At 64.9% G+C, this 20267-nt stretch carries 32 protein-coding genes; 16 read left to right on the forward strand and 16 right to left on the reverse strand.

Translation table 11 applies throughout. From position 1 onward, the window contains the following. Positions 1-101: 101 nt before the first annotated feature. A complete protein-coding gene (locus tag VB777_RS10710) occupies positions 102-1076 on the reverse strand; it encodes a choice-of-anchor I domain-containing protein (RefSeq protein ID WP_416238346.1) in 975 nt (324 codons plus the stop codon). A 493-nt stretch (positions 1077-1569) separates the two neighbouring features. On the opposite strand from VB777_RS10710, the gene VB777_RS10715 reads away from it, so the two are divergent. Next, entirely contained in the window at positions 1570-1776 is a 207-nt protein-coding gene (locus tag VB777_RS10715) for a hypothetical protein (protein ID WP_322758028.1), read from the forward strand. Positions 1777-1806: 30 nt separating this feature from the next. Here VB777_RS10715 and VB777_RS10720 read toward each other — a convergent pair whose 3' ends face one another. The 3 genes from VB777_RS10720 to VB777_RS10730 form a co-directional block, all read right to left on the reverse strand. Next, positions 1807-2421: a TVP38/TMEM64 family protein gene (locus VB777_RS10720; RefSeq protein ID WP_197171123.1), complete on the reverse strand. Its 615-nt coding sequence runs from the start codon at positions 2419-2421 to the stop codon at positions 1807-1809. A 74-nt stretch (positions 2422-2495) separates the two neighbouring features. Continuing rightward, entirely contained in the window at positions 2496-3203 is a 708-nt protein-coding gene (locus VB777_RS10725) for a molybdopterin-dependent oxidoreductase (RefSeq protein WP_323248843.1), read from the reverse strand. A gap of 42 nt (positions 3204-3245) precedes the next feature. Continuing rightward, positions 3246-3860 carry a cytochrome b/b6 domain-containing protein gene (locus VB777_RS10730; protein ID WP_322758029.1) on the reverse strand — a complete coding sequence of 205 codons (615 nt, stop codon included), beginning with the start codon at positions 3858-3860 and terminating at the stop codon, positions 3246-3248. Positions 3861-4030: 170 nt separating this feature from the next. On the opposite strand from VB777_RS10730, the gene mscL (VB777_RS10735) reads away from it, so the two are divergent. From mscL (VB777_RS10735) to VB777_RS10755, 5 genes are all read left to right on the forward strand, one after another. Continuing rightward, positions 4031-4411: a large conductance mechanosensitive channel protein MscL gene (gene mscL, locus VB777_RS10735; protein ID WP_197158144.1), complete on the forward strand. Its 381-nt coding sequence runs from the start codon at positions 4031-4033 to the stop codon at positions 4409-4411. 412 nt (positions 4412-4823) lie between these two features. Continuing rightward, positions 4824-4988 carry a hypothetical protein gene (locus tag VB777_RS10740; RefSeq protein WP_323248845.1) on the forward strand — a complete coding sequence of 55 codons (165 nt, stop codon included), beginning with the start codon at positions 4824-4826 and terminating at the stop codon, positions 4986-4988. Positions 4989-5000: 12 nt separating this feature from the next. Further along, positions 5001-5390 (forward strand): hypothetical protein, encoded by a 390-nt coding sequence (locus VB777_RS10745; protein WP_323248847.1) that lies wholly within the window; start codon positions 5001-5003, stop codon positions 5388-5390. Between the two features lie 359 nt (positions 5391-5749). Further along, the gene (locus VB777_RS10750) at positions 5750-6028 is read left to right on the forward strand and encodes a cupin domain-containing protein (protein WP_197158150.1); all 279 of its coding nucleotides are present in this window, start codon (positions 5750-5752) and stop codon (positions 6026-6028) included. Positions 6029-6050: 22 nt separating this feature from the next. Further along, positions 6051-6287 (forward strand): hypothetical protein, encoded by a 237-nt coding sequence (locus VB777_RS10755; protein ID WP_197171111.1) that lies wholly within the window; start codon positions 6051-6053, stop codon positions 6285-6287. Positions 6288-6463: 176 nt separating this feature from the next. Here VB777_RS10755 and VB777_RS10760 read toward each other — a convergent pair whose 3' ends face one another. The 8 genes from VB777_RS10760 to VB777_RS10795 all read right to left on the reverse strand — a co-directional run bounded on the left by VB777_RS10760 (position 6464) and on the right by VB777_RS10795 (position 10392). Further along, entirely contained in the window at positions 6464-6700 is a 237-nt protein-coding gene (locus tag VB777_RS10760; protein WP_197158154.1) for a chlorophyll a/b-binding protein, read from the reverse strand. A gap of 240 nt (positions 6701-6940) precedes the next feature. After that, positions 6941-7084, reverse strand: a complete 144-nt coding sequence (locus tag VB777_RS10765; RefSeq protein WP_197158156.1) for a chlorophyll a/b-binding protein — start codon at positions 7082-7084, stop codon at positions 6941-6943. Positions 7085-7091: 7 nt separating this feature from the next. Continuing rightward, entirely contained in the window at positions 7092-7451 is a 360-nt protein-coding gene (locus tag VB777_RS10770) for a hypothetical protein (RefSeq protein WP_323248849.1), read from the reverse strand. Positions 7452-7500: 49 nt separating this feature from the next. After that, positions 7501-7719, reverse strand: a complete 219-nt coding sequence (locus VB777_RS10775) for a hypothetical protein (protein WP_322758033.1) — start codon at positions 7717-7719, stop codon at positions 7501-7503. 57 nt (positions 7720-7776) lie between these two features. Continuing rightward, positions 7777-8349: a MarC family protein gene (locus VB777_RS10780; RefSeq protein ID WP_323248851.1), complete on the reverse strand. Its 573-nt coding sequence runs from the start codon at positions 8347-8349 to the stop codon at positions 7777-7779. 108 nt (positions 8350-8457) lie between these two features. Continuing rightward, positions 8458-9300, reverse strand: coding sequence for an alpha/beta hydrolase (locus VB777_RS10785; protein WP_323248853.1), 843 nt, complete (start codon positions 9298-9300; stop codon positions 8458-8460). Between the two features lie 16 nt (positions 9301-9316). After that, positions 9317-10039, reverse strand: a complete 723-nt coding sequence (locus tag VB777_RS10790) for a lysophospholipid acyltransferase family protein (protein ID WP_323248855.1) — start codon at positions 10037-10039, stop codon at positions 9317-9319. 89 nt (positions 10040-10128) lie between these two features. Beyond that, positions 10129-10392, reverse strand: a complete 264-nt coding sequence (locus tag VB777_RS10795; RefSeq protein WP_322758036.1) for a hypothetical protein — start codon at positions 10390-10392, stop codon at positions 10129-10131. Positions 10393-10560: 168 nt separating this feature from the next. Here VB777_RS10795 and VB777_RS10800 point away from each other — a divergent pair, with 168 nt between their 5' ends. The 8 genes from VB777_RS10800 to VB777_RS10835 all read left to right on the forward strand — a co-directional run bounded on the left by VB777_RS10800 (position 10561) and on the right by VB777_RS10835 (position 15200). Further along, complete coding sequence (locus tag VB777_RS10800) at positions 10561-11211, forward strand: DoxX family protein (protein WP_323248858.1); 651 nt, start codon at positions 10561-10563, stop codon at positions 11209-11211. 467 nt (positions 11212-11678) lie between these two features. Continuing rightward, complete coding sequence (locus VB777_RS17440) at positions 11679-11933, forward strand: transposase (protein ID WP_197158168.1); 255 nt, start codon at positions 11679-11681, stop codon at positions 11931-11933. After that, positions 11875-12177, forward strand: a complete 303-nt coding sequence (locus tag VB777_RS10810; RefSeq protein ID WP_323248860.1) for a hypothetical protein — start codon at positions 11875-11877, stop codon at positions 12175-12177. Before VB777_RS17440 ends, VB777_RS10810 begins: the two co-directional genes overlap by 59 nt. Positions 12178-12358: 181 nt before the next feature. Next, positions 12359-12739: a large conductance mechanosensitive channel protein MscL gene (gene mscL / locus VB777_RS10815; protein WP_197158170.1), complete on the forward strand. Its 381-nt coding sequence runs from the start codon at positions 12359-12361 to the stop codon at positions 12737-12739. 194 nt (positions 12740-12933) lie between these two features. After that, complete coding sequence (locus VB777_RS10820; protein ID WP_323248862.1) at positions 12934-13413, forward strand: hypothetical protein; 480 nt, start codon at positions 12934-12936, stop codon at positions 13411-13413. Positions 13414-13648: 235 nt separating this feature from the next. After that, a complete protein-coding gene (locus tag VB777_RS10825; RefSeq protein ID WP_197158174.1) occupies positions 13649-13915 on the forward strand; it encodes a hypothetical protein in 267 nt (88 codons plus the stop codon). A gap of 331 nt (positions 13916-14246) precedes the next feature. Then, the gene (locus VB777_RS10830; RefSeq protein WP_323248864.1) at positions 14247-14675 is read left to right on the forward strand and encodes a hypothetical protein; all 429 of its coding nucleotides are present in this window, start codon (positions 14247-14249) and stop codon (positions 14673-14675) included. Between the two features lie 48 nt (positions 14676-14723). Then, entirely contained in the window at positions 14724-15200 is a 477-nt protein-coding gene (locus tag VB777_RS10835; protein ID WP_322758042.1) for a hypothetical protein, read from the forward strand. On the opposite strand, the gene VB777_RS10840 is transcribed toward VB777_RS10835, so the two are convergent. From VB777_RS10840 to VB777_RS10850, 3 genes are read right to left on the reverse strand one after another with little or no spacing between them, the layout of a single operon-like run. Beyond that, positions 15112-15702, reverse strand: a complete 591-nt coding sequence (locus VB777_RS10840) for a molybdopterin dinucleotide binding domain-containing protein (RefSeq protein WP_323248866.1) — start codon at positions 15700-15702, stop codon at positions 15112-15114. The two genes, VB777_RS10835 and VB777_RS10840, sit on opposite strands and share 89 nt — an antisense overlap. A 42-nt stretch (positions 15703-15744) precedes the next feature. Continuing rightward, positions 15745-16032 carry a hypothetical protein gene (locus VB777_RS10845; RefSeq protein ID WP_322758044.1) on the reverse strand — a complete coding sequence of 96 codons (288 nt, stop codon included), beginning with the start codon at positions 16030-16032 and terminating at the stop codon, positions 15745-15747. 40 nt (positions 16033-16072) lie between these two features. Next, positions 16073-16195, reverse strand: a complete 123-nt coding sequence (locus VB777_RS10850) for a hypothetical protein (protein WP_323248868.1) — start codon at positions 16193-16195, stop codon at positions 16073-16075. 42 nt (positions 16196-16237) lie between these two features. Between VB777_RS10850 and VB777_RS10855 the strand changes: the two genes are divergently transcribed. Together VB777_RS10855 and VB777_RS10860 are read left to right on the forward strand one after the other, a co-directional pair. Next, positions 16238-16672 (forward strand): hypothetical protein, encoded by a 435-nt coding sequence (locus tag VB777_RS10855; RefSeq protein ID WP_323248870.1) that lies wholly within the window; start codon positions 16238-16240, stop codon positions 16670-16672. A gap of 37 nt (positions 16673-16709) precedes the next feature. Beyond that, positions 16710-17321: a GNAT family N-acetyltransferase gene (locus tag VB777_RS10860; RefSeq protein WP_323248871.1), complete on the forward strand. Its 612-nt coding sequence runs from the start codon at positions 16710-16712 to the stop codon at positions 17319-17321. 37 nt (positions 17322-17358) lie between these two features. Here VB777_RS10860 and VB777_RS10865 read toward each other — a convergent pair whose 3' ends face one another. Next, on the reverse strand, positions 17359-20229 hold the full coding sequence (locus VB777_RS10865; protein ID WP_323248873.1) for a valine--tRNA ligase: 2871 nt from the start codon (positions 20227-20229) through the stop codon (positions 17359-17361). Between the last annotated feature and the right edge of the window lie 38 nt (positions 20230-20267).

The following is a 20267-nucleotide window of genomic DNA, read 5'->3' on the forward strand; positions in this document are numbered from 1 at the left end:
CGAGATGCCATCGCTGTTGCCGAATCCCTGAATCGGCTGTCATCGATCGTGGTGTCTGTGGTCGCTCGTTGATCAACGATCAGGGGTGGAATGCTGCGCTGCTACGTCACGGCCCCTGAACGGGTACAGCCGACAAAATCCTGTCCCAGTTGGGGCAGGAAGTCCTCGCCACCGTTGCTGCCATCTCTGTCGGAGAGATCTACGGCCAACTGGCTGTAATCGACTGAGCCCAGTTCGTGAATCGCCACGATGCGGCGGGTCCTCAGATCAACTATGGCCACGCCGTTGTTTTCCTGAAGGGTGACGTAGGCTTTGTCACCGAGAATGCTGATGTACTCTGGCTCGATGTCCTGGGATGCGGTGGTGCCGTCGGGGCCGGAGATGCGCAGGCCAGTGGGTAGATCCAGGCCGTCAAAGCTGAGATCCGTATAGTTGAAGCGAGGGCTGAGTCTGGAGCCCTTGATGTCGATAATGCCAATCGAGCCCGCAGGATCGATGCCGTAGTCACCGCTGGGCTGGGCCTCATTGGCGATTACCAGTTGGCGTCCATCCTTGCTGAAGGTGATGCCGTCAGGCAGATAGCCGACTTCCACATCGCGCAACTGGGTGAGCCGGCCGTTCCTCCCCATCCGGAAAAAGCGCACCAGGCCCTTGGAGGGGATGTCGTCGTAGTCCGCCGGCGTGAGGGCCACAGCCACCAGGTTTCCGTAGGCCGCCACTGAGGTGCTGTTGTAGGCACCGCCGTAGCTCCGGCGCTCCACCAGTTGCGGCGAGGCCGGATTGGTTGCATCGGTGATCTGAAGCGTTTGACCTCCCCCCGAGGAGAGCAGAAACAGCTTCTTGCCGAGTCGCACATAGGCAGAGATCTCGGTCTGGAGCTGTTCGCCAGTGGTGCCGTCTGGCGAAAGATCGAGACTGCCAAGTAAGGGATCGGCAGGGTCCGCATTGAAACGGAACCTGCGAGCAAACCTGGAAAGCTTGTCCTCAAATCGATCGAAGGAGAATGACCTCCGGCGTCCACGTCCACCATGCAGCGCTTGATTCAGACCGAAGAAGCCGTTTGATGAAGTGACCATGGATGAAATCCTAGGCTCTTAAAGCTCTCAGAGGCCCCGCCTTGTGATCACTAACAACTGTTTAAGAGCCTGAAATTATTCTGGCAAAGGTGTTTGCTGACATGTCGGCTTGTGTTCCTTGATGCACTGAGCCCTGTGCTGAGCTGGATCAGAGCGATTCCAGGGCCAGAGGCGTGCCGGTGGGCCCACCCGCAGAATCCAGGAGGGAGGACAGAGAGCTGCTGAGCTCCTGTTGAGCTCTGATCACGACTGAGCGGTTGACCCATGTCGCAGACAGGACATGGTTTTTCAGCGAACTCTTAGGAGACTGCTGAAAAACCCCTTCAAGGGCCATTCAGCCCGGGAACGCCTGACTCCGAGCCCAGTGTTCACGGGCGCTGCGCCCAGAGGTCAGACTCAAGTCATGGCGACCTCGGGACTTTTTCAGCAGGCTCTTAGGCCAACCTGGCGCATGCGGCCCTTGCCGCTTCTGATTTGACCGTCTCTTTGTCCGATGCCCAGACCTCCTGCCTCCTCTGCGCCCCCGCCTGTCCCTCCGGCCGTTTTCCGCTGGATCAAGACCGAGTGCGGCCGGGCCAGCTACCTGGAGCTCGCCTCGCGCCCCGGCTTGCCGGCCAGGCTGCGGCTGGCCTGGTTCGTGCTGATCGCAGCGATCCGCGACTGGCCCCTGCCCGATCCGGACGTGCAGACCGGGCCCTGAACCCGGGCAGGGATCCTGGCGCGAGGTGCTTCAGCTGGATTCCTGCTGCTCCAGCGCCCGCCGGGCCGCCCTGCCCACCACCCACACCGAGCCCACCGTGGCGATCACGCCCAGGATCCGCAGGGCCCAGGTGCCGGCATCGGCCTGGCCGTGCAGCACGTCCCCGAAGCGGGCCACGTCGCCGGCCAGGGCACCGAGGGCACAGAAGAGCACGGTGCCAGGGAGGATGCCGATCAGGCCGATGCAGTAGTCGCGCAGGCTCACCTCGCTGAGCCCGTAGGCCAGGTTCAGCAGGCTGAAGGGAAATGCCGGCGACAGGCGGGTGAGCAGCACCAGGCGCAGCCCCTCGCGGCTCACGGCCACCTCGATCGCCTGCAGCTTCGGCACCGTCGCCAGCCGCCGGCGGGCCCAGTCGCGCAGCCAGTGGCGGCCCAGCAGGAAGGCGGCCACCGCCCCGAGGCTGGCGCCCACGAACACCACCACGCTGCCCCACCAGGTGCCGTAGAGGGCGCCCGCCAGCATCGAGGCCCACACGCCGGGCAGCAGCAGCGTGACCCAGAGGGCATACAGCGGCACGAAGGCCACGGCGCCGGCGGGGGAGCGCAGGGCGGGAAGGATCTGCTCGAGCAGGCCGGAGGCATCCATGGCACGAGCCCGGGAACGCAGCATTCTGGGGACATGGACAACCCCTCCGCCACGCACTGATCAGGCGGCGGACCTCAGAGCCCCGCAAACCACTCGTAGCCCTGGTCTTCCCAGGTGCCGCGGCGCTCGCCCAGGCTGGAGGCCACCCGCAGGCCCGTGACCCACTTGCTGAGCTTGTAGCCCAGTTTGATCGGGGTGGCGATCCGCACCGGGGCCCCGTTCGCCGCCGGCAGGGGCGCGCCGTTCATGCCCGTGGCCAGCAGGGTCTGGGGGTGGAGGGCCGAGGCCCGGTCCCAGCTGGAGAAATACTGATCGGCCGAGCTGATCTCCACGTAGCCCCCCAGGGGCGAGATCCCCGCCAGGCTGAGCACATCGGCCAGGCGCACGCCCGACCAGGCCACGATCGCCGACCAGCCCTCCACGCAGACGTGGCGCATGACCAACGTGTGTTGGGGCAGGGCCGCCAGAGCCGCCAGACCCAGGCTCTGGGGACGGCTCACCAGGCCATCGACCCGCAGGCGGTAGCTGTTGGGATCAAGCCTGGGCACTCCATTGAAGCTGTTGATCAGCAGGGCAGCCGGATCCACCTGATCGGGCCGGAACAGCGGCACCGGCCCCCGACCCTGCAGCAGGGCTTCGAGACGTTCGTTCAGGGGTTGGGTGGCGTCGCCCACCGAGGAACTGAGGTCATTGAGCGCACAACCGCCCAGCAGCAGCGAGGAGCCACCGGAGATGCCCAGGCCCAGGAGCTTGCGGCGGCTGAGAACGGGTGTGCTGGGCATGGCAGGGCTCAGGCGGGCATGGAGATTCAGACGGGCCTGCACTCAAGCGAGCATCGAGCGCAGCAGCCGCATCCCACCGATCCGCCACGACAACAGCACGTGGGCGATCAGCAACAGAGCGATGGCAGGGATCGTGGCGAAATGGCAGACCCGCAGGGTCTGCCAGGCGGTGACACCGAAGGACTCCCCGAAGGAAAACAGGCCCGAAAGCCACCAGAACTGGGCCGGCTTGTACATCGCCAGGCCGGTGATCAGGCTGAAGCCCAGCAGGATCAGCATCAGGCTGTACACCAGCCGGTGGCTGGCCAGCTGGCGCTTGCCAGCGTTGCCGCTGCCCTTGAGGGTGCTCAGATCACCGGCTTGGGCCAGCCGCCGCCGCCGCTGGACCAGCAGCAGGGCGATCCAGACGCCGAGGTTGAGGGCGTAGAGCCCCATGAACCCGAAGTGCCAGTCGCGCCCCCCCGCCAGCCAGCCCCCCAGCGTCAACAGATCCGGAATGGTGGCGCCTTCGCGGCCGCCGAACACGGGATTGGCGTTGTAGATCTGCAGGCCACTGGCCGCCATCACCACCAGCACCAGCAGGTTGAAGCCATGGAAGGCCCGGGTCCACCAGGGGGCGTGCCGGATGCGGGCGGACTGGACCGGAGCCTCGGGCATGGGTGAAGGCGAGCCTGAAGGGGATACCGGTGAGCCTGGCGGATGGATTGTTGGAAGGGTTCCACTGATCTTGGCGCCATCGCTGACACGCCATTGCCACCGATGCTGCCGTGAGGGTTGTCCGTTCATCCGACCGGTAGGTTGTCGCGAGTCCTCCGGATGTTCGGCTGATGGCCCCGCGTCGCTCCAGTTTCCTTGCCGATTTCAAGGCCTTCATCAACAAGGGCAATGTGGTTGACCTTGCTGTAGCGGTGGTGATCGGCGGCGCCTTCGGCAAGGTGGTCGACGCAGTTGTGAGCCTGGTGATGACCAGCCTGCTGGAGCCCGCGCTCAAGGCTGCCCAGGTCGACTCGATCAACGCCTGGCCGGCCGGCGCCGTGATCGTGGCGCTGATCAACTTCCTGGTGATCGCCTTCGTGGTGTTCCTGATCGTGCGGGCGATCGAGGCCACCAAACGCAAGGAGGAGGCGGTGGCACCTCCCGATACTCAGGCCCAGCTGGCTTCGGCGGTGACAAGGCTCGCCGAGGCGCTCGACCGCAAGGGGCTGTAGGAGACGGCCGCAGGAGCCGCTGCAGATGGGGGTTGTCAGGCAGGCCCCCAGTTCTCGATGCAGAGGTCTTGAAGGGTCCACAAATCGGCTCGCACGCCGCCCAGCGCACCTGTCGGTCCGTGCGGTGGGGCAACCAACTGGGGAGTCCCGTGACCCCATAGCAGTCCGACGTTCCCGTCCCGTCAATGGCCTGTCCGTCTGCCCGGCTGGTTGCACCCCCTCCCGTTCCCAGCCGCCATGAGCGCAGAGCCAATGGCGGCCGGCTGAGCAGCCTCAAGCTGGTTGCCAAACGCAGCGGCTACCGGGAGCGGATGCGTTGGGCTGCTGAGTTTGGGAGTCGCCCGGTGTTCCTTGGAGGGTACCGGTTGCCACGGCGCCGGTCTCTGCTGCGCGCTGCTTCATTGACGGCCAATTGATCGTCATTCCCAAGGCAGGACATGACCTGGTGGAGATGATCCGCATGCTCAAGGTGATCAAGGATTCAGCCACCGACAACCGCACCGCGGCCCTCCATCAGTTGCACGCCATCGTCGTGACGGCAGCGGCAGCGTTGCCGGAACGCCTGCAGCGGCTCTAGGGCAAGGAGCTGGTGGAATGCTGCAGCGGTCTGCGTTCTGGAGAGATCAGCACACCGCTGGCCGCCGTCAAGATGGCCCTGCGCAACCTCGCCCGCCGCATCCAGCAGCTGGATCGACTGACGATGCAGCACTGCCCGGAGCTGCGCAACACCGACGGGGTGGGTGTGGATATCTCCGCCACCCTCGTCGTGGCAGTCGGCGACAACCAGGAGCGGATGAAGTCGGAGGCCTTCTTCCCTGCCCGCTGCGGTGGCATCAGCAGGCCAAGGAGATCATCCGGGCTTCGCTGCCGCGACAGGGATGGCGCTGCAGAAGCTCCAGGATCCCGATCTCCTGCAGCTCAGGGGTGCCGCTGGGATCGCGTACTAACACGGCGTCGGCATCGGTGGCGCTTTTTTTAGCCTGCTGGGATGGGAAGCCAGCTCGATCAGGCCTTCTGCAGCATCGATGATCTGCGTCAGCGCCCTATGCTCGGCCACCAGAGTGAACGTGGTCTCGGTCAATTCCTCAAGCGGCAAACGCGGGGCATCCACGTCGTTTCGTACCCGATCGATAGTCTCCAAGAGGAGAAGCAGGTTCGATGTAGTGATCGGCTCCACAGAATGGGCAAGGCGTTATCGGTTCGATCCTGGCTCAGCTGTCGTACCCCTCAAGTACCGGGCAACCACCAGCCGATGACGGAGGTGAGGCGGGGCTTGACAGTCCATAGGAGTGTCATGCTGGAAGCAGACAATGGCCTCTGGTTCTCAAGCAGACAGCCATGGCCTCCGGCATCACGGTTACGTCCAATCCAGATCCGGCTCAGCTGGCCAGCCTGGGCGTGACGAGCTGGCCGACCTGGGGATGTGAGGTCAGTACCTTTCCCTGGACCTACGACGAGCAGGAGACCTGCCTGCTGCTGGAGGGGGATGTGACGGTCACCCCCGATGGCGGTAAGCCGGTGCGCTTTGGGGTCGGTGATCTGGTGGTGTTTGACGCCGGGCTGAGCTGCACCTGGGAGGTGCACGCCCCGGTGCGTAAGCACTACCGCTTTGGCTGAGCACTGCCGCAGAGTGGGACAGATGCAGACACCACCCCGCCCCGCGCCCCGTGAGACCACCGAGGCGATGGTGCGCAACATCGGCCGGGAGCTGGCGGAGATCGAACAGGCCATCGGTCGCTGCCGCGGCGATCTCATCGCGGAACCCAAGCTGACCGGCACCTGGATGGCCCACCTGCTGATCAGCACCACGGAGCTGCTGCGCAACCTGCTGATCGAGTCGGCCAAAAGGCCCCAGCGGATCAACGGTTCGGGGTGACGGGCCGCGTCCAGCGCCGGTAGAACCAGACCCCGCCGCCGCCCCAGCCCAGCACTTAGGTGAACAGGAAGCCGATGACCTCGAGGTTGCCCGTCATAGGAGTGAGAGGGGAGTGGTGGCCATCAAAAACCCCCGGGGTTGCCGGGGGTGGTGGGAAGCTTGAGCGGAGCAGGAGCTCAGAAGCAGAAGGGCAGGAACTGGGTGCGGCAGGCGGCGTAGCCATCCACCAGGGCGCCGAGGCCGATCTGATGGGCGATTCCAGAACCGGTGAGGCCTTCCACCACGATGCCGATCACGATCCCGAGCATGGCGGCGCGGCCGTTGAACAGTTCAGCGCGCTTGAGCTGCTCCATGTGAATCAGCTGCTCGGCGCGGTTCTCGAACCATTTGTCGTTGGCAGGGGTGTTGGTCATGGGAGCTCCGGTGCGGTGGATGGTGGTCTTGGACGAATGGCTCAGTCGGCCGGTCGGGGCTGGAGCAGGGCACCTGTGATCCAGGCGCCGATCAGCAGGAGAGCGAGAGTGCCGGTCATCGCTGGGGGGTGGGGGCGAGATCGCTGGGGCGGGTCAGAACGAAGGCGGTCATGCCGGTGAGCAGCACCACCAGGGCGACGACGGCGGTGATGGCGGCGGAGTAGTCGGTGCTCATGGCGATCAACCGAGCCCGATCTGCTGAAGGATGCCCTGGCCGGTGAGCAGCTCGGTGGCAAGGCCGATCACGAAGCCCAGCATGGCCAGGCGGCCGTTCCAGGTCTCGGCGAAGGCGACAAACCCGAAGCGGGGAGCGGGATCAGTCATGAGTGTTTCAGTTCGTTACGACAACTGTAACGCCATGTGAAGCGGTTGGGACATGGCGGATTCCCGCATGGGTGCCTGAATGGTGGGAGCGCCGGGCCGGCAGGGTGATCCATTCCCCCGCCGGCAGCGGGCTGGAGAGCTTGAATCCCGGCACCAGCAGCTGCAGGCCGGCCGGGATCGGCGTGGTGGAGCGGTAAACGGGCAGCAGCAGGGTGGTGCCAGCCGGCATCGGTTCCTCGCTGGGCCAGCTGGCCAGCTCCGGCTTGAATTGCCACAGCAGGCTCAGGCTGAGATTCGGCTTGGCCGCCACGCTGCTCAAGGTCTCGCCCTCAGCGGTGACGTAGGCCTCGCTCTGCTGCAGCACCACCAGCGCGAGCGGAACTGGAACTGGCTGGCAGCTGAGCTGCACCAGAGGTTCAGGCCTCGTGCAGCAGGCCCAGGGCCTGCATCACTTGGAGACGGATGCCGCTCAGTCGGCTCCAGGCTCGCACCGCATCCTCTCTGCTCCGGTAGGGACGCCAGTCGTCTTCAGCGATGCGGCGTTGCAGATGGGCCGCCACGCGTTGCGCGACAGTCACATCGCTGGGCCTTGCCAATCGCAGCGTTTTCCTCCCGATCACCACTTCGGCAGCCATGGCACTCCGGATCACCGCTGGAAGGCAGTGTTCATTGTCCAGCCTTGCCAGATCCTCTCAGGCCAGGATGGGGAAACAACCCTTCAGCCCGTTCACCAGAATCTGCACCGCCACGGCAGTGATCAGGAGCCCCATCAGGCGCTGCAGCACCCGTTCGCGGGTCTGACCAAGCCATTGCCACAGCCGCGGCGTCAGCAGCAGGAACAGGAAGCGTCCCATCGCCATCGCGCAGATCACAAGGCTGACCAGCAGTCGCCCGGTCCAGGCCTCTGGGGCTTCCGCCACCACCAGTGAGATGGTGCCGGGACCTGCCATCAACGGCACCCCGATCGGCACAATCGCCGCTGCCGGATCGTCTGCCAGGCCACTTCCCTGCAACACCGGCTGACCCTCCAGCAGCCTCAACCCCAGGGGCAGCAGGATCAGCCCCCCAGCGATTCGGAAGGCCTGCAGGCTGATGCCGAACAAGCCGAGCAGCCCCGGCCCCCACCAGCAGGCCACGAGCAGAACAGCCCCATAGGTGAGCACCGCCAAACGACTGAGGCGCCGTAGTCGGGGCCCGCTTCCGGCACCGGCCTGGCCCACCACGCTGAGCAGACCCACCGGGTCACTCAGCGCCAGCAGACCCACCGCAGGACCTCGTCATATCAGACTGCAGGTGCCAGGCCGTGAGCAGGGTTTTGGCGATGCGCCTGAGCTCGGCAACGTGGTTGCAGGCATCGCCAGGGCCGCCGGGGGCTACCGGAGAACTGCGGCAGGCTGGACTGGCGCGCCCATCGCCCGGGTGAGTGACATCCGATCAGACCACTGAGCCTGCGACTTGAGGATGGCAGATAGATGGACCTGACTCTCTATCAGGCACGCATGCCCGCTATCGGGAAGCAGCAGGGTCGTTGCCCTCGGAAGACAGCGTTCCAATCGCCACGCCTCGTGCTGGGAAGGGAGGAGGCGATCCGCTCCTGAGGCCAGGATCAGAACAGGCTGACGAACGCGATCGATTGCAAGATCCTCCAGACGAAACTGCCGGAGCAATGCCAATCGCCAGGCGGCACTCTGGGGGCTGACTGCCTGCATGGCAGCCAGCAGCCGCTGCCGTCGTGGCCTGCTGACCCGGTGGGATGCAATCAAAAGATTGCAGAGACTGAGGGTGGAGAGTCGGTAGAGCGGTGCCGGCAACAGCTGAGTCAACGAACTGCAGGCACTGATCCATGGTTGTCGCCCGGCTGATGAAGCGGGATTGACCAGAATCAACTGGTCACACAGGTCTGGAAAGCGCGAGATCAGGCTCAACGCCAAACAACCTCCAAACGATTCGCCACAAACTGTGGTCGTGTGGCCAGGATGCCGTTGCTGCTCCACCCTGATCAGAGTGGCCACCCGCTCGGTCAGTTCGCCCCATCCTGTGCGGTCGTCTGGGGGAATGGACAGACTGCGGATATCAAAGTGCGGGCTGAGTCCGGCAACCTGGGATTGCAGCAAGGTGCCGCTGCCGTCCATGCCCGGCAAAAAGACAAACAACGGCCGAGATGGTGTTGCAGGCGTGCAAGGGATCAGCCGTAAAATCTTGGAGGTGGTGATCATGAATCTGGAAGCCTCATCAGCAGCGTCTGTGAGCCAAGAATTCAGCAATCTGGCTCCAGCAGACCTGGGTGATTTCTCTGACAACAGTGGCTCCGCTGCTGCCTCGATAGCGGGATCGCAAACCCTTATCGATCAGCAGAGGATAGCCAAAGAAAACATCAACATGGCGATAGACGACCGCAGAATGCCAGCCATCACCTTGAAACAGTGCTTCCGATGGATCGAAACGCCGAAACCATTCAAGTGGTGCAAGCTTTCCCTGCTTTTCATCCCTTGAAGCGATGGCAACTGGCAGAATCGCCAGGTCATCCACCGGCACCCTCAGGGCAAGATGGGCAAAACCCCTGTGGAACGGGCTCAGCTGATGGGGGGCGTTGACCTTCACCATCGGATCCGCGCCTTCGGGAAACACGCCTACCACCTGATTGTCTTGCAAAAACCTTGCTGACTTCAGAAAGAATGACGACTGCCTTCCTTGACCAGTCTCGAGCGGGAAGGCGCCCATCAGCATCATTGCCTGCTGCAGTAGCGGCACTTGACTCATGTAATAGTGATAGACGAACCGCACCGGCCGACTGATCGCCGTCATCAGCAGGGGAGCATCAAAAAGACTGCGGTGGTTGCTGACAATGAGTAATCGATTCCTGGTGGGAATTCTCTCAAGATTGTGCAATGACGCTGAAATCCCTGCGGCACCCAGCAGGCTGCGTGACAGTTGCAAGGGGATGGGGTGTTGCATGCTTGCGATCTTTCCAGTCTCAGCAACGTGAGGGGCAAGCGGCTGGTTCCACCTGGCTGGAAGGACGCCACCTGATGCTGGCCTTGCCGTCAGGTGGTTCGGAGCAGGGAGGATCTGCGCCGCAGGCCCAGCGGCTCGAACCACTCGCGCAGCACCTGCCGTTTCCCTTGCCAGTGCGGTGCAATTCGGCACCCCAGTTGGATCTGCCCATGATCCAGCAGCCGTCCCAGCCGCTGCATCGCCGCTTGTTCGGACCTCGAAAAGCGACCCTGCTGGCTGACCAGCCAGTCGATCTCGGCCTGGGTGATCACCCCGGAACTGAGGCTCTCGAGGAACAGCTCGCCAGCGGTCATCGGCTTGTAACGGATCTGTTACATCCTGGCGATTCGGCGGGACCTCCGCGAGGTCTCCGCCACCGATCTGTTGCTCGGATGGCCTGCTGTGACTTGGCCCGGCCGCGCACCCGGCGCTTCACGTTCCTTCATAAGGCTTGCCATGATTTTTGCAAACGTTTCCTCCCAGTGTCCACGTCCACCCTGCTCGAGCTCTTCGTGGCCTTCATGGCCGCCTGCTTCGCCCTGTGGTTCGTCGCCCTCGGCAAGTCCGTCACCAGCTTTGCCCCTCCGGCTCGGCTCACGGCGCTGGCTCCCGCGGTGAAGGCCTATCTGAGGCCCGGCCCCATGGCGTCCTTCGGTCTGCTGCTGCTGCGGCTCACTATCGGCGCCCTGATGATTCACCACGGCCAGGAGAAGCTCGCCGATCCCCAGCAATTCGCCAACACCTATGTGGCCTCGCTGCATCTGCCCTTCCCGCTGTTTTTCGCCTATGCCGCCGGTTTCTCCGAGCTGATCGGCAGCTGGCTGGTGATCCTTGGCCTGCTCACACCCCTCGGCGCCCTGGCCCTGAGCGGCACGATGACCGTGGCGGCCTACCAGCACATCTCCACCGCCGGCTTCAACATCTACGTGCTCGAGCTGGTGCTGCTGTACCTGGGCGGCAGCCTTGCGCTGCTGTTCAACGGCCCTGGCCGCTTCTCCTTTGATGCCGGCATCATCCCGGCAGTGCTCGATGACATGAGCGTTGTCGCTGCCTCCGACTCGACTGTGTCGTCTGGCGACGTTGGCGACCTGCTCGCGATTCCCGTGCCCGTGACCCACAGCCCCCGGGGTTGAGTGCCCTTGCCTGATGAGGCGGCGCCAGGCTGCAGGGCCAAGCAACGGTGTCGCTCTGCGGAGCTTCAGTCGGGGCGCTGCCCATCCTGACCTGGGCCTGCGTCCCATCGATGGCCACCTCATCGGGGAACAAGGCCGCCACAGCGGCTGGAGAACGATCGCACTCAGCCTCTTCACAGACGCCCCGTAATCTGCCCAGATCCCAGTGACTGCAATGGATTCGGGCGAGAGAATACGGTGTGCAGAAGCCCAGGTTCTTCCGTCCATGGCAGCCGGAGCAGACCACCTTGCTGCCGCCATCACCGAGTGACTGGCTCCCGGATGACCACCGGGTGTAGTTCCGGCTGGATCTGGTCGATGCGCTGGCTCTCTCACAGGTCTTGATCCCCGCTCTGGCCAAGGATCCCCGCGGGGAGAAGGGCTTTGATCCGCGGATGTAGCCGCAGGCTTCCGCGCAGCGGTTGACGATGCGGCTGCTTTACGCCTGCTACGAGGATCTGGCGTTCCGCGTGCTGACCGGTAATCAGCAACCTGATCACAGCCGCATCAGTGAAGTCCGGCGCCGCAACCTTGATGCCCTCAAAGGCCTGTTCATTCAGATCCCTGGCCGACTGGCCATCTCTGCCGTGGGGCACCAGAGAACTCGAGCAATCCAAACCACGCATGGATGCCCAGCCCTTCCTGCACGTTCGATCAGCCGGGCTGCGGATTCTCCCCGGTGAGGATCAGGAGCTGGTGAACGAAGGCACCTACGGCAAGGCCTGTGCCCTCTATCTGCAGGCGCAGCTCACGGCTCGGGGGTATACGGTTCCATTCTGCACCTGCGAAGACTGGGGTTGGTGGGTGGAGATCCAGGGCCTGGGAAGGATCTGCGGGATTGGGATCTACGACAGGACCCTCGATGATTCCGAAGATCTTGATCTCTGTGTCACCGTACTCACGCCCAGCGCCAGTCGATGGGCCTGATTTTAGCGCTCAAGCGCAGGACTCTTCGCCCGAGATTGCACGGCTGCAGGAACTGGTTCGAATGATCTTCGAGGTCGATCCAGAAAGTCACGATTTTTGGTGAATCATCTGAGTTCCCCCCTAGAGGGTTGTCCGTTCTTCCGACCGGTAGGTTGTCGCGAGTCCCCCGGATGTTCGGCTGATGGCCCCGCGTCGCTCCAGTTTCCTTGCCGATTTCAAGGCCTTCATCAACAAGGGCAATGTGGTTGACCTTGCTGTAGCCGTGGTGATCGGCGGCGCCTTCGGCAAGGTGGTCGACGCAGTCGTGAGCCTGGTGATGACCAGCCTGCTGGAGCCCGCGCTCAAGGCTGCCCAGGTCGACTCGATCAACGCCTGGCCGGCCGGCGCCGTGATCGTGGCGCTGATCAACTTCCTGGTGATCGCCTTCGTGGTGTTCCTGATCGTGCGGGCGATCGAGGCCACCAAACGCAAGGAGGAGGCGGTGGCACCTCCCGATACTCAGGCCCAGCTGGCTTCGGCGGTGACCCGGTTGGCCGATGCCTTGGACAGGAAGGGTCTGTAGGGGCGGCCGCAAGAATCACCCGCTCGATCTCCAGCTCGAGATCACTGCGCGCATAGGCGAGCTCAGCTGGGCCGACCGCACCTCGGATGCACCTACGGTGACTGAGCTGAATCTGGGAGTCGACCACCATCGGCCGCCGCGAGCGATCCACCACCTCAGGAGCCAGCCGAGGCTTTGCCTCCGGTCCACGAACCGTGAGCGCGCCACCGGGCGGTCCGGAAGAGCAGCTGGTGCAAAAACTGCGGCGGATCGAGGCCCTGTTCTCCAGGCCTGGCACAGACGGCGAGCGGATGGCGGCCGAGCGGGCCCGCGAGCGCATCCAGGGCCGTCTGCGGGAACTGGCGGCCGAGGAGCCCCCGGTGGAGTTCCGATTTTCCCTGGCTGACCAGTGGTCGCGGCACCTGTTCGTGGCCCTGCTGCGGCGCTACGGCATCCAGCCTTACCGGTATCGCGGCCAGCGGCGCACCACGGTGATGGCGCGGTTGAGCCGCCCCTTCGTGAATGAGACGCTCTGGCCGGAATTCCAGGAGCTGCAGCAGACCCTCTCGGCCTACTTCGATGCCCTCACTGACCGGGTGATCGAGCAGGCCCTGGATGTGAAGGCGGGTGAAGCGGAGGAGCGGGCCGAGCCAGCGCAGCTGGAGCCGATGGACCATCAGGGGTCGTTGCTGTAGGGCGGCACCCGACGCCGCCCAAAGGCTCAGATTCAGATCAACCCGTACTCGATCCACAGGCCTGGCCTGCCAGAACAGATCACTGTGATCAAGGCCCTCTTGTCAAGCGTCAATCTGGGCAAGGCTGCCAACAGGAAACTTTCACCGGCCGATGTAAACGGAAGCGGGAGAAGCGCCATCTGGCTTGACAGATCAAGTCAAAGGCAAGACGATGCAAGCAAGAATCGGAGTCTTGATGACCTATATCCTGTCTGACTTCTTCCCTGGCGCCAGCGAGCAAGAGTACAGGGACGAGATTGCCGCAGTTCATCCCGGTGAGGGCTTGCCGGAAGGGCAGCTCCATCATTTTGCCGGTCAATCCGATGATGGTGTTCTGATCGTGACGATCTGGGATTCCAAGGAGTCTGCCGATCGATTCCTTTCCGACGTTCTGATGCCGCGCGTTTCGGCGTCGAATGGTCTTCGCGGTGAGCGTCAGCACCGTGGCGCCGTTGGTTTTTGATCTTTCGTTGGCAATACCAGGGGCGTGTTCGCCGATCGGCCCGACCCTTGCGGCCAGGCCCAGGATGCGCAGGGCTCGGGTGATGGGGTCCGTTTGGCCTGAACGCACCTCACCGAAGCGGGTCCCATCACCGGCAGACTGCACCAAGGTTTCAATGCCTTCCGATGAGTATCATTGCTAAGGTATTTGATACTCCTGTGGCCCTGTCGAGGGTGCCCCTCCTCGTCGCCAGCCGGGCACAGAGGGAGCTGGGTTTGCAGGGCAGTCCACCCCGGCCGGCTGGCCATCTCTGCCGTGCGGCACCTGAGAACTCGCGCAATGCTAAGCACGCATGGATGTCCTTCCCTTCCTGCACATCCGATCAGCCGGGCTGCGGATGCTCCCCGGTGAGGATCAGGAGCTGGTGAATGAAGGCACCTACGGCAAGGCCTGTGCCCTCTATCTGCAGGCGCAGCTCACGGCTCGGGGGTATGCGGTTCCGTTCTTCACCTGCGAAGACTGGGGATGGTGGGTGGAGATCCTGGGCCTGGGAAGGGTCTGTGGGATTGGGATCTACGGCAGAACCATCGATGATTCGGAAGATCTTGATCTCTGTGTCACCGTGCTTACGCCCCTCGCCAGTCGATGGCCCTGGTTTGGCGCTCGGGCGCAGGAATCTTCTTCCGAGATCGCCCGGCTGCAGGAAAGGCTTCGAATGATCTTTGAGGAAGATCCAGATATCTCGATCCTTGGTGAATCTTCTCAGTTCCCCCTAGGGTAAAGAGCATCACTGCCCCGCCCTGGAGGGAGGCCTGCTCCCCAGACCACGATGGAACCATCCGCTCTCGGCTGTCCGGCCCCACGTGATCGATTCCCGGGCCGCGAGAGGCTCTATCCCTGGATCTACAAGATCCGGGAAGACTTCGTATTCCAGAGCATCCATCGGGGTAAAACGTTTCACGCCGAATGGCTGCGGCTGGAGCCGGATGGAACAGTTACGATCAAGGCCAATGCCACCGGCTACGCCTGGGATGGCTGCACGCCCAAGTTCAGTGTGCTCGGCCTCTTCATTCTGGGCACGCCAGACGGACACATCGACATTGAGACCGGGAAGTCGCTCACCTATCACGCCTCCCTGGTTCACGATGCGTTCTATCAGTATCTCGAGGATGTTCCGATTCCCAAGCGGGAGATCGATCGCCAGTTCTACGACATGCTCAAGGAGCGGCGCTTTCCTCTGGCCTGGCTCTACTACAGGGCTGTTCTGTACTTCGGGGGCTGGGGGGTGAAGCAGCGCAACCTTTAACCAGCACCGGCACCCGCTTGAAGGCAGGTGTGCCGCTCTCGGGATCCTTGTGCGGCCGCATCAGCACATTGGCCTCGGGGTAGAACATCAGCCCCGCGCCGCGGCGGATCGAGCCGGGGATCAGCTCGATCCCCTCCAGGGCGCCGGCCTCGCCCTGCACCAAGACGCGTTCATGGGCCCGCAGACCGCTGGCGGCCAGATCCTCGAGATTGATCAGCAGAGTGTGGCGGTGCGGCATGCCGCGGTACTGGTCGCCGGTCTTGTACACCACGGTGTTGTGCTGGCCGTAGCTGCGGGCGGTGATCAGGCTGAGCACCAGGCCCCGCTCGCCTTCCGCCAGGCCGCCGAAGTGCTCCGGGCCCGGCAGGGTGAGGTCGGGCAGGGGCGTGACGGCGAGCTGGGCGCGGCCGCTGGGGGTTGGGAAGCGCGGCTCGTGGAACACCCGGCCGGTCACCTCGAACTCGCGCCGGCTGGCGGCGCCATTCGATCGGAGCGCTGCCATTCCGGCGGTGGGCCAGCTCCGCCAGGAACTCCACCTCGCTGATCAGCTGGCCGCCACCTCGCGGGGCACCGCCGGTTGCAGTTCGGCGCCGATCGCCTCCACGCTCTTGAGGCAGCGCTGCAGCGGTTCCCCCAGTTCATCGCGGAAGCCGCCGTTCTGGCCGCCGGTGCCCCAGGCGCACGACAGGAAGGCACTTTTGTGGGTGAGGGTCTGCCAGAGCCGGGCTCCGGAGGGGCGGCGGCCGGCTGAGCTGCGGTTGGATCGGCTGCCATGCCGGGTGTGGCCGGGGGGTGCAGTGGCTATGCCGGCAGGGTTGTGATCGGTCAGCACGCCCGCTGGAGGATTCCGAGGAAACCATGAATCAACGGATTCAGAGGGCCTCTGGTCCTCCTCCCTCCGGGTAAGTTGAACCCTTGCTGTCGTTGTCGGCATGAACGTCGGTCTCCGCGTTGCCCTCCTTGCCGGGCTGGGCCTTGCCCTCTCCGCGCCCCATGCGTGGACGGCGGAAGTGCCCAGCGCCGCCACATCAGCCTGCATGACGGCGATCAACACGCAATACGCTGGCAAGGTGCGCAACCTCAAGGTGGTGCGCAGCGAGTTCTCCCAGGCCAATTCCGAAGTGATGGTGAAAGCCATCGGCGTGCGGGGTACCAGCGAGAACGAAACCTGGAGGTGCCTGGTGTCGAACAGCGGCAAGGTGGAAGATCTCTCCGTGGTTCCCTCCGCCCCGCGCAGCAGCAGTTCCAGCTCGGTGAGCGAAGCGGCCAAATCAGCGTGCATGACTGCGATCAACACGCAATACGCCGGCAAGGTGCGCAACCTCAAGGTGGTGCGCAGCGAGTTCTCCCAGGCCAACTCGGAGGTGATCATCAACGCGATCGGCGTGCGCGGCGGCTCCACCAATGAGAAGTGGCGCTGCCTGGTGTCGAATTCCGGCAAGGTGCAGGACCTGAGCGTGCTCGGCAACTGAAGACGCTGGCCCTGGTTCTTGCATGACGCCGCATGGAATGCAATCCGCCTCCCTGCCGGACCCTGAGCAGCCGCGGCCTCCTCGAGGCGCCCAGCGCGCCATGCAGGAATGGGAGGTCAGCCTTCTCGGCAGAGACTGCCGGGAAGTGGTGAGCCAGCTCTTCACCGAGGTGTTCACAGCCTCCGAAGGTGCGCAGGAAGGCTTGCTGGTGGGCCGGCTTGCCTCTGCACTGTCCGCCCTGATCGACGATCAGGAGGTGATCGCCTTCGGGGCCCAGCAGGCAGGCTCCCTGCTGGGCTGCCTCTTCTTCACCCGCCTGCACTTTGCGCAGCATCAGATTCGTATCGACCTGCTCGCTCCGTTGGCGGTGAGCACGGCCCATCAGCGCCAAGGCATCGGCCTGGGGCTGATCCATCACGGTCTGCAGGAGCTCAGGCGCCGCTCGCTGGCGGCGGTGCTCACCTACGGCGACCCCGCCTTCTATGGACAAGCGGGATTCAGGCCTCTGGCGCAGGAGGTGATCCAGCCGCCGCTGCAGCTCTCTCGGCCGGAGGGATGGCTCGGCCGTTCGCTCACGGCAGAGGGCATTCCCGCCATCCCGGAGCGCCCCACCTGCGTGGAGCCCTTCCGGGATCCGGTGTACTGGTGATGCCCTGCCCCCAGGCGGTGTCCAGAGGCGGCTGGGCTCAGCCCAGCCCTTCCAGTCGCCCCCGGGCCAGCGTCGCCTGAGCTTCGGCTTCGGCCAGGTTGGCGCGGCACTCCGCCACCACCTCCGGGGGAGCCTTGCCGGCGAAGTTGGGATTGGCGAGGCGGCTGGCCAGGCCCTTGATCTCCTTCTCGGCCTTGGCGATGTCCTTCTCGAGGCGGCCGCGCAGGGCATCGAGATCCACCAGGCCCTCGATCGGCAGCAGCACCTGCAGTTCGCCGCTCACGGCGGCGAGGCAGCGTTCGCTCGCCGCAGCCTGGGTTGAGGCAGCTGGATCGCGCACCTCCACGGAGGCGGCGCGGGTGAGGGCGGTGATGTCGCCGCTGGCTGCGTTCAGCACCGCCGCCAGCTCCGGCCGTCCGGTGACGAACACCACCGGCGCCGGTTGGGAGGGCTTGAGGCCGGCCACGGCCCGCAGGTTGCGCACCACCCGGATCGCCTCGATCAGTTCGGCGAACTGGGCTTCCAGGGAGGCGTCAAGGGCGGCCTCGTCCACGGCGGGCCAGGGCTGCAGGGCCAGGAAGGTGCCCTCGGGTGCGCCGGTGAGCCCGTGCCAGAGCTCCTCGCTGAGGTGGGGCATCAGCGGATGCAGCAGCACCAGCAGCTCCGTCAGCACCTTGGCGAGCACCTGGCGGGCCACACGCTGATCGGCCAGGGCTGCGGCGCTGAGCGGCTCGCCCGGGGTGCAGGCCTCGCTGGCAGGGCGGGGATTGAGCCGCCGCTTGAGCAGCTCGATCGTCCAGTCGCACACCTCGTTCCAGGCGAACTCGTAGAGCCCCTTGGCGGCTTCCCCGAGGCCGTAGCTGCCGTAGCGCTCGGCCGTTTCGCGGTTCACCCGCGCCAGGCGCGAGAGGATCCAGCGGTCCGCCAGGGTCAGCGCAGCCGGATCGGGATTGCCGAGGCTGGCGGGGGTCTCCCCCCCGAGATTCATCAGGGCGAAGCGGGTGGCGTTCCAGAGCTTGTTGGCGAAGTTGCGCGCCGCCTCCACCGTGGCGGAGCTGCCGTCCTTGCGGTCGTAGTCGAGGCGGATGTCCTGGCCGGCGCCGGCCACTTCGCGCACCAGGGCGAAGCGCAGAGCGTCGGCGCCGTAGCGCTCGATCAGGGGCAGGGGGTCGATGCCGTTGCCGGCGCTCTTGCTCATCTTGCGGTTGTTTTCATCCCGCACCAGGCCGTGAATCATCACGTCACGGAAGGGGATCCAGGTGTCGCGGCCGCCGACCGGTACCTCGCCCTCCTGCAGAAAGGCGCCGGAGAGCATCGTCATCCGCGCCACCCAGAAAAAGATGATGTCGAAGCCGGTCACCAGCACGCTGGTGGGATACCAGGTGGCCAGATCGGCGCTGCTTTCATCGGGCCAGCCCAGGGTGGAGAAGGGCCAGAGGCCGCTGGAGAACCAGGTGTCGAGCACGTCCGGGTCCTGCTCCAGCTGTAGCTTCCGGCCCGCCGCCCGGCTGGCTGCACCGAACTGAGTTTCCGCCTTGGCCTGGGCTTCGGCGGCATCGCGGGCCACCACGTAAGGAGTGGCGTCAGTGATCACGCCGCCGGTCTCGCTCACCACGAACCAGGCGGGGATGCGGTGGCCCCACCAGAGCTGGCGACTGATGCACCAGTCGCGGATGTCGGTGAGCCAGTCGCGGTAGACCTTCTCCCAGCGCTGGGGCACGAAGCGGGGTTCGCCTTGATCAAGGGCCTCGCGGCAGCGGGCCGCCAGCGGCTCGGCTCGTGCGAACCACTGGGTGGAGAGCAGCGGCTCCACCGGCACCTTGCCCCGATCCGAGAACGGCACGCTGTGGCGGTGGGGTTCCACCTTCACCAGGAAGCCTTCGGCCTCCATGGCCGCTACCACCGCCTTCCTGGCCTCGAAGCGATCCAGTCCGGCGAAGCGGCCGGCGGCGGCGTTCATGGTGCCGTCCTTGGCCATCACCGTGATCAGCGGCAGCCCGTGGCGGGAGCCGATGGCGAAGTCGTTGGGGTCGTGGGCGGGGGTCACCTTGACGCAGCCGGTGCCGAAGGCGGGATCGACGTGCTCATCGGCCACGATCGGAATCGTGCGGCCCACCAGCGGCAGGGTGATCGTCTGTCCCACCAGGGCGGCGTAGCGGGGGTCGGTGGGGTGCACCGCCACGCCGGTGTCGCCCAGCAGGGTTTCGGGCCGGGTGGTGGCGACCACCAGATGGTCGACGGTTTCGGCACCGCTCTCGGTGCCATCGGCGGCGGCACCGCCGCTGAGCGGATAGCGGAAGTGCCAGAGGTGCCCGTCGAGCTCCTTCATCTCCACCTCCAGATCGCTCACCGCCGATCCCGAGGCCGGGCACCAGTTCACCAGGTATTCGCCCCGGTAGATCAGCCCCTGCTCGTGCAGGCGCACGAAGGCCTCCACCACGGCTTTGTTGAGGCCCGGATCGAGGGTGAAGCGCTCCCGCTTCCAGTCCACCGAATAGCCGAGCCGCCGCAGCTGACCCACGATCGTGCCGCCGCTCTCGGCCTTCCAGCTCCAGGCGCGCTCCAGGAAGGCGTCACGGCCCAGGTCGTCCTTGCTGCCGCCTTCGGCCTTGATCTGCTTCTCCAGGATCGACTGCACTGCGATCGAGGCGTGGTCGGTGCCGGGCAGGCAGAGCACGTTTTTGCCGCGCAGCCGCTGGAAGCGCACGATCGTGTCGATCAAGGCCGTCTCGAAGCCATGGCCCATGTGCAGGCTGCCGGTCACGTTCGGCGGCGGGATCACCACCGAGAAGGGCTCACCGGGCGCGTTCGGATCGGGGTGGAAGGCACCGGCCGCTTCCCAGGCCGCCTGCCAGCGGGCTTCGGTGCCGGCCGGGTCGTAGGTCTTGGGCAGGGCGGCCTCGGCCATGGAAACGGTGCACCGGCGGTGGCCCCATGGTCTCAAAG

It is taken from the genome of Synechococcus sp. CCY9202, assembly GCF_034931685.1.
Taxonomy (GTDB): Bacteria; Cyanobacteriota; Cyanobacteriia; order PCC-6307; family Cyanobiaceae; genus CBW1002.

Coding starts and splice junctions, on each gene's coding strand:
- VB777_RS10785 (WP_323248853.1), bottom strand. CDS start 9,300: ATGATCACCACCTCCAAGATTTTACGGCTGATCCCTTGCACGCCTGCA.
- VB777_RS10835 (WP_322758042.1), top strand. CDS start 14,724: ATGGAACCATCCGCTCTCGGCTGTCCGGCCCCACGTGATCGATTCCCG.
- VB777_RS10825 (WP_197158174.1), top strand. CDS start 13,649: ATGACCTATATCCTGTCTGACTTCTTCCCTGGCGCCAGCGAGCAAGAG.
- VB777_RS10860 (WP_323248871.1), top strand. CDS start 16,710: ATGCAATCCGCCTCCCTGCCGGACCCTGAGCAGCCGCGGCCTCCTCGA.
- mscL (WP_197158144.1), top strand. CDS start 4,031: ATGGCCCCGCGTCGCTCCAGTTTCCTTGCCGATTTCAAGGCCTTCATC.
- VB777_RS10865 (WP_323248873.1), bottom strand. CDS start 20,229: ATGGCCGAGGCCGCCCTGCCCAAGACCTACGACCCGGCCGGCACCGAA.
- VB777_RS10795 (WP_322758036.1), bottom strand. CDS start 10,392: ATGACCGCTGGCGAGCTGTTCCTCGAGAGCCTCAGTTCCGGGGTGATC.
- VB777_RS10790 (WP_323248855.1), bottom strand. CDS start 10,039: ATGCAACACCCCATCCCCTTGCAACTGTCACGCAGCCTGCTGGGTGCC.
- VB777_RS10720 (WP_197171123.1), bottom strand. CDS start 2,421: ATGGATGCCTCCGGCCTGCTCGAGCAGATCCTTCCCGCCCTGCGCTCC.
- VB777_RS10725 (WP_323248843.1), bottom strand. CDS start 3,203: ATGCCCAGCACACCCGTTCTCAGCCGCCGCAAGCTCCTGGGCCTGGGC.
- VB777_RS10850 (WP_323248868.1), bottom strand. CDS start 16,195: ATGGGGCGCGGAGAGGGCAAGGCCCAGCCCGGCAAGGAGGGCAACGCG.
- VB777_RS10855 (WP_323248870.1), top strand. CDS start 16,238: ATGACGGCGATCAACACGCAATACGCTGGCAAGGTGCGCAACCTCAAG.
- VB777_RS10840 (WP_323248866.1), bottom strand. CDS start 15,702: ATGGCAGCGCTCCGATCGAATGGCGCCGCCAGCCGGCGCGAGTTCGAG.
- VB777_RS10730 (WP_322758029.1), bottom strand. CDS start 3,860: ATGCCCGAGGCTCCGGTCCAGTCCGCCCGCATCCGGCACGCCCCCTGG.
- VB777_RS10715 (WP_322758028.1), top strand. CDS start 1,570: ATGCCCAGACCTCCTGCCTCCTCTGCGCCCCCGCCTGTCCCTCCGGCC.
- VB777_RS10760 (WP_197158154.1), bottom strand. CDS start 6,700: ATGACCAACACCCCTGCCAACGACAAATGGTTCGAGAACCGCGCCGAG.
- VB777_RS10830 (WP_323248864.1), top strand. CDS start 14,247: ATGGATGTCCTTCCCTTCCTGCACATCCGATCAGCCGGGCTGCGGATG.
- VB777_RS10765 (WP_197158156.1), bottom strand. CDS start 7,084: ATGACTGATCCCGCTCCCCGCTTCGGGTTTGTCGCCTTCGCCGAGACC.
- VB777_RS10750 (WP_197158150.1), top strand. CDS start 5,750: ATGGCCTCCGGCATCACGGTTACGTCCAATCCAGATCCGGCTCAGCTG.
- mscL (WP_197158170.1), top strand. CDS start 12,359: ATGGCCCCGCGTCGCTCCAGTTTCCTTGCCGATTTCAAGGCCTTCATC.
- VB777_RS10755 (WP_197171111.1), top strand. CDS start 6,051: ATGCAGACACCACCCCGCCCCGCGCCCCGTGAGACCACCGAGGCGATG.
- VB777_RS10775 (WP_322758033.1), bottom strand. CDS start 7,719: ATGGCTGCCGAAGTGGTGATCGGGAGGAAAACGCTGCGATTGGCAAGG.
- VB777_RS10810 (WP_323248860.1), top strand. CDS start 11,875: ATGGATGCCCAGCCCTTCCTGCACGTTCGATCAGCCGGGCTGCGGATT.
- VB777_RS17440 (WP_197158168.1), top strand. CDS start 11,679: ATGCGGCTGCTTTACGCCTGCTACGAGGATCTGGCGTTCCGCGTGCTG.
- VB777_RS10710 (WP_416238346.1), bottom strand. CDS start 1,076: ATGGTCACTTCATCAAACGGCTTCTTCGGTCTGAATCAAGCGCTGCAT.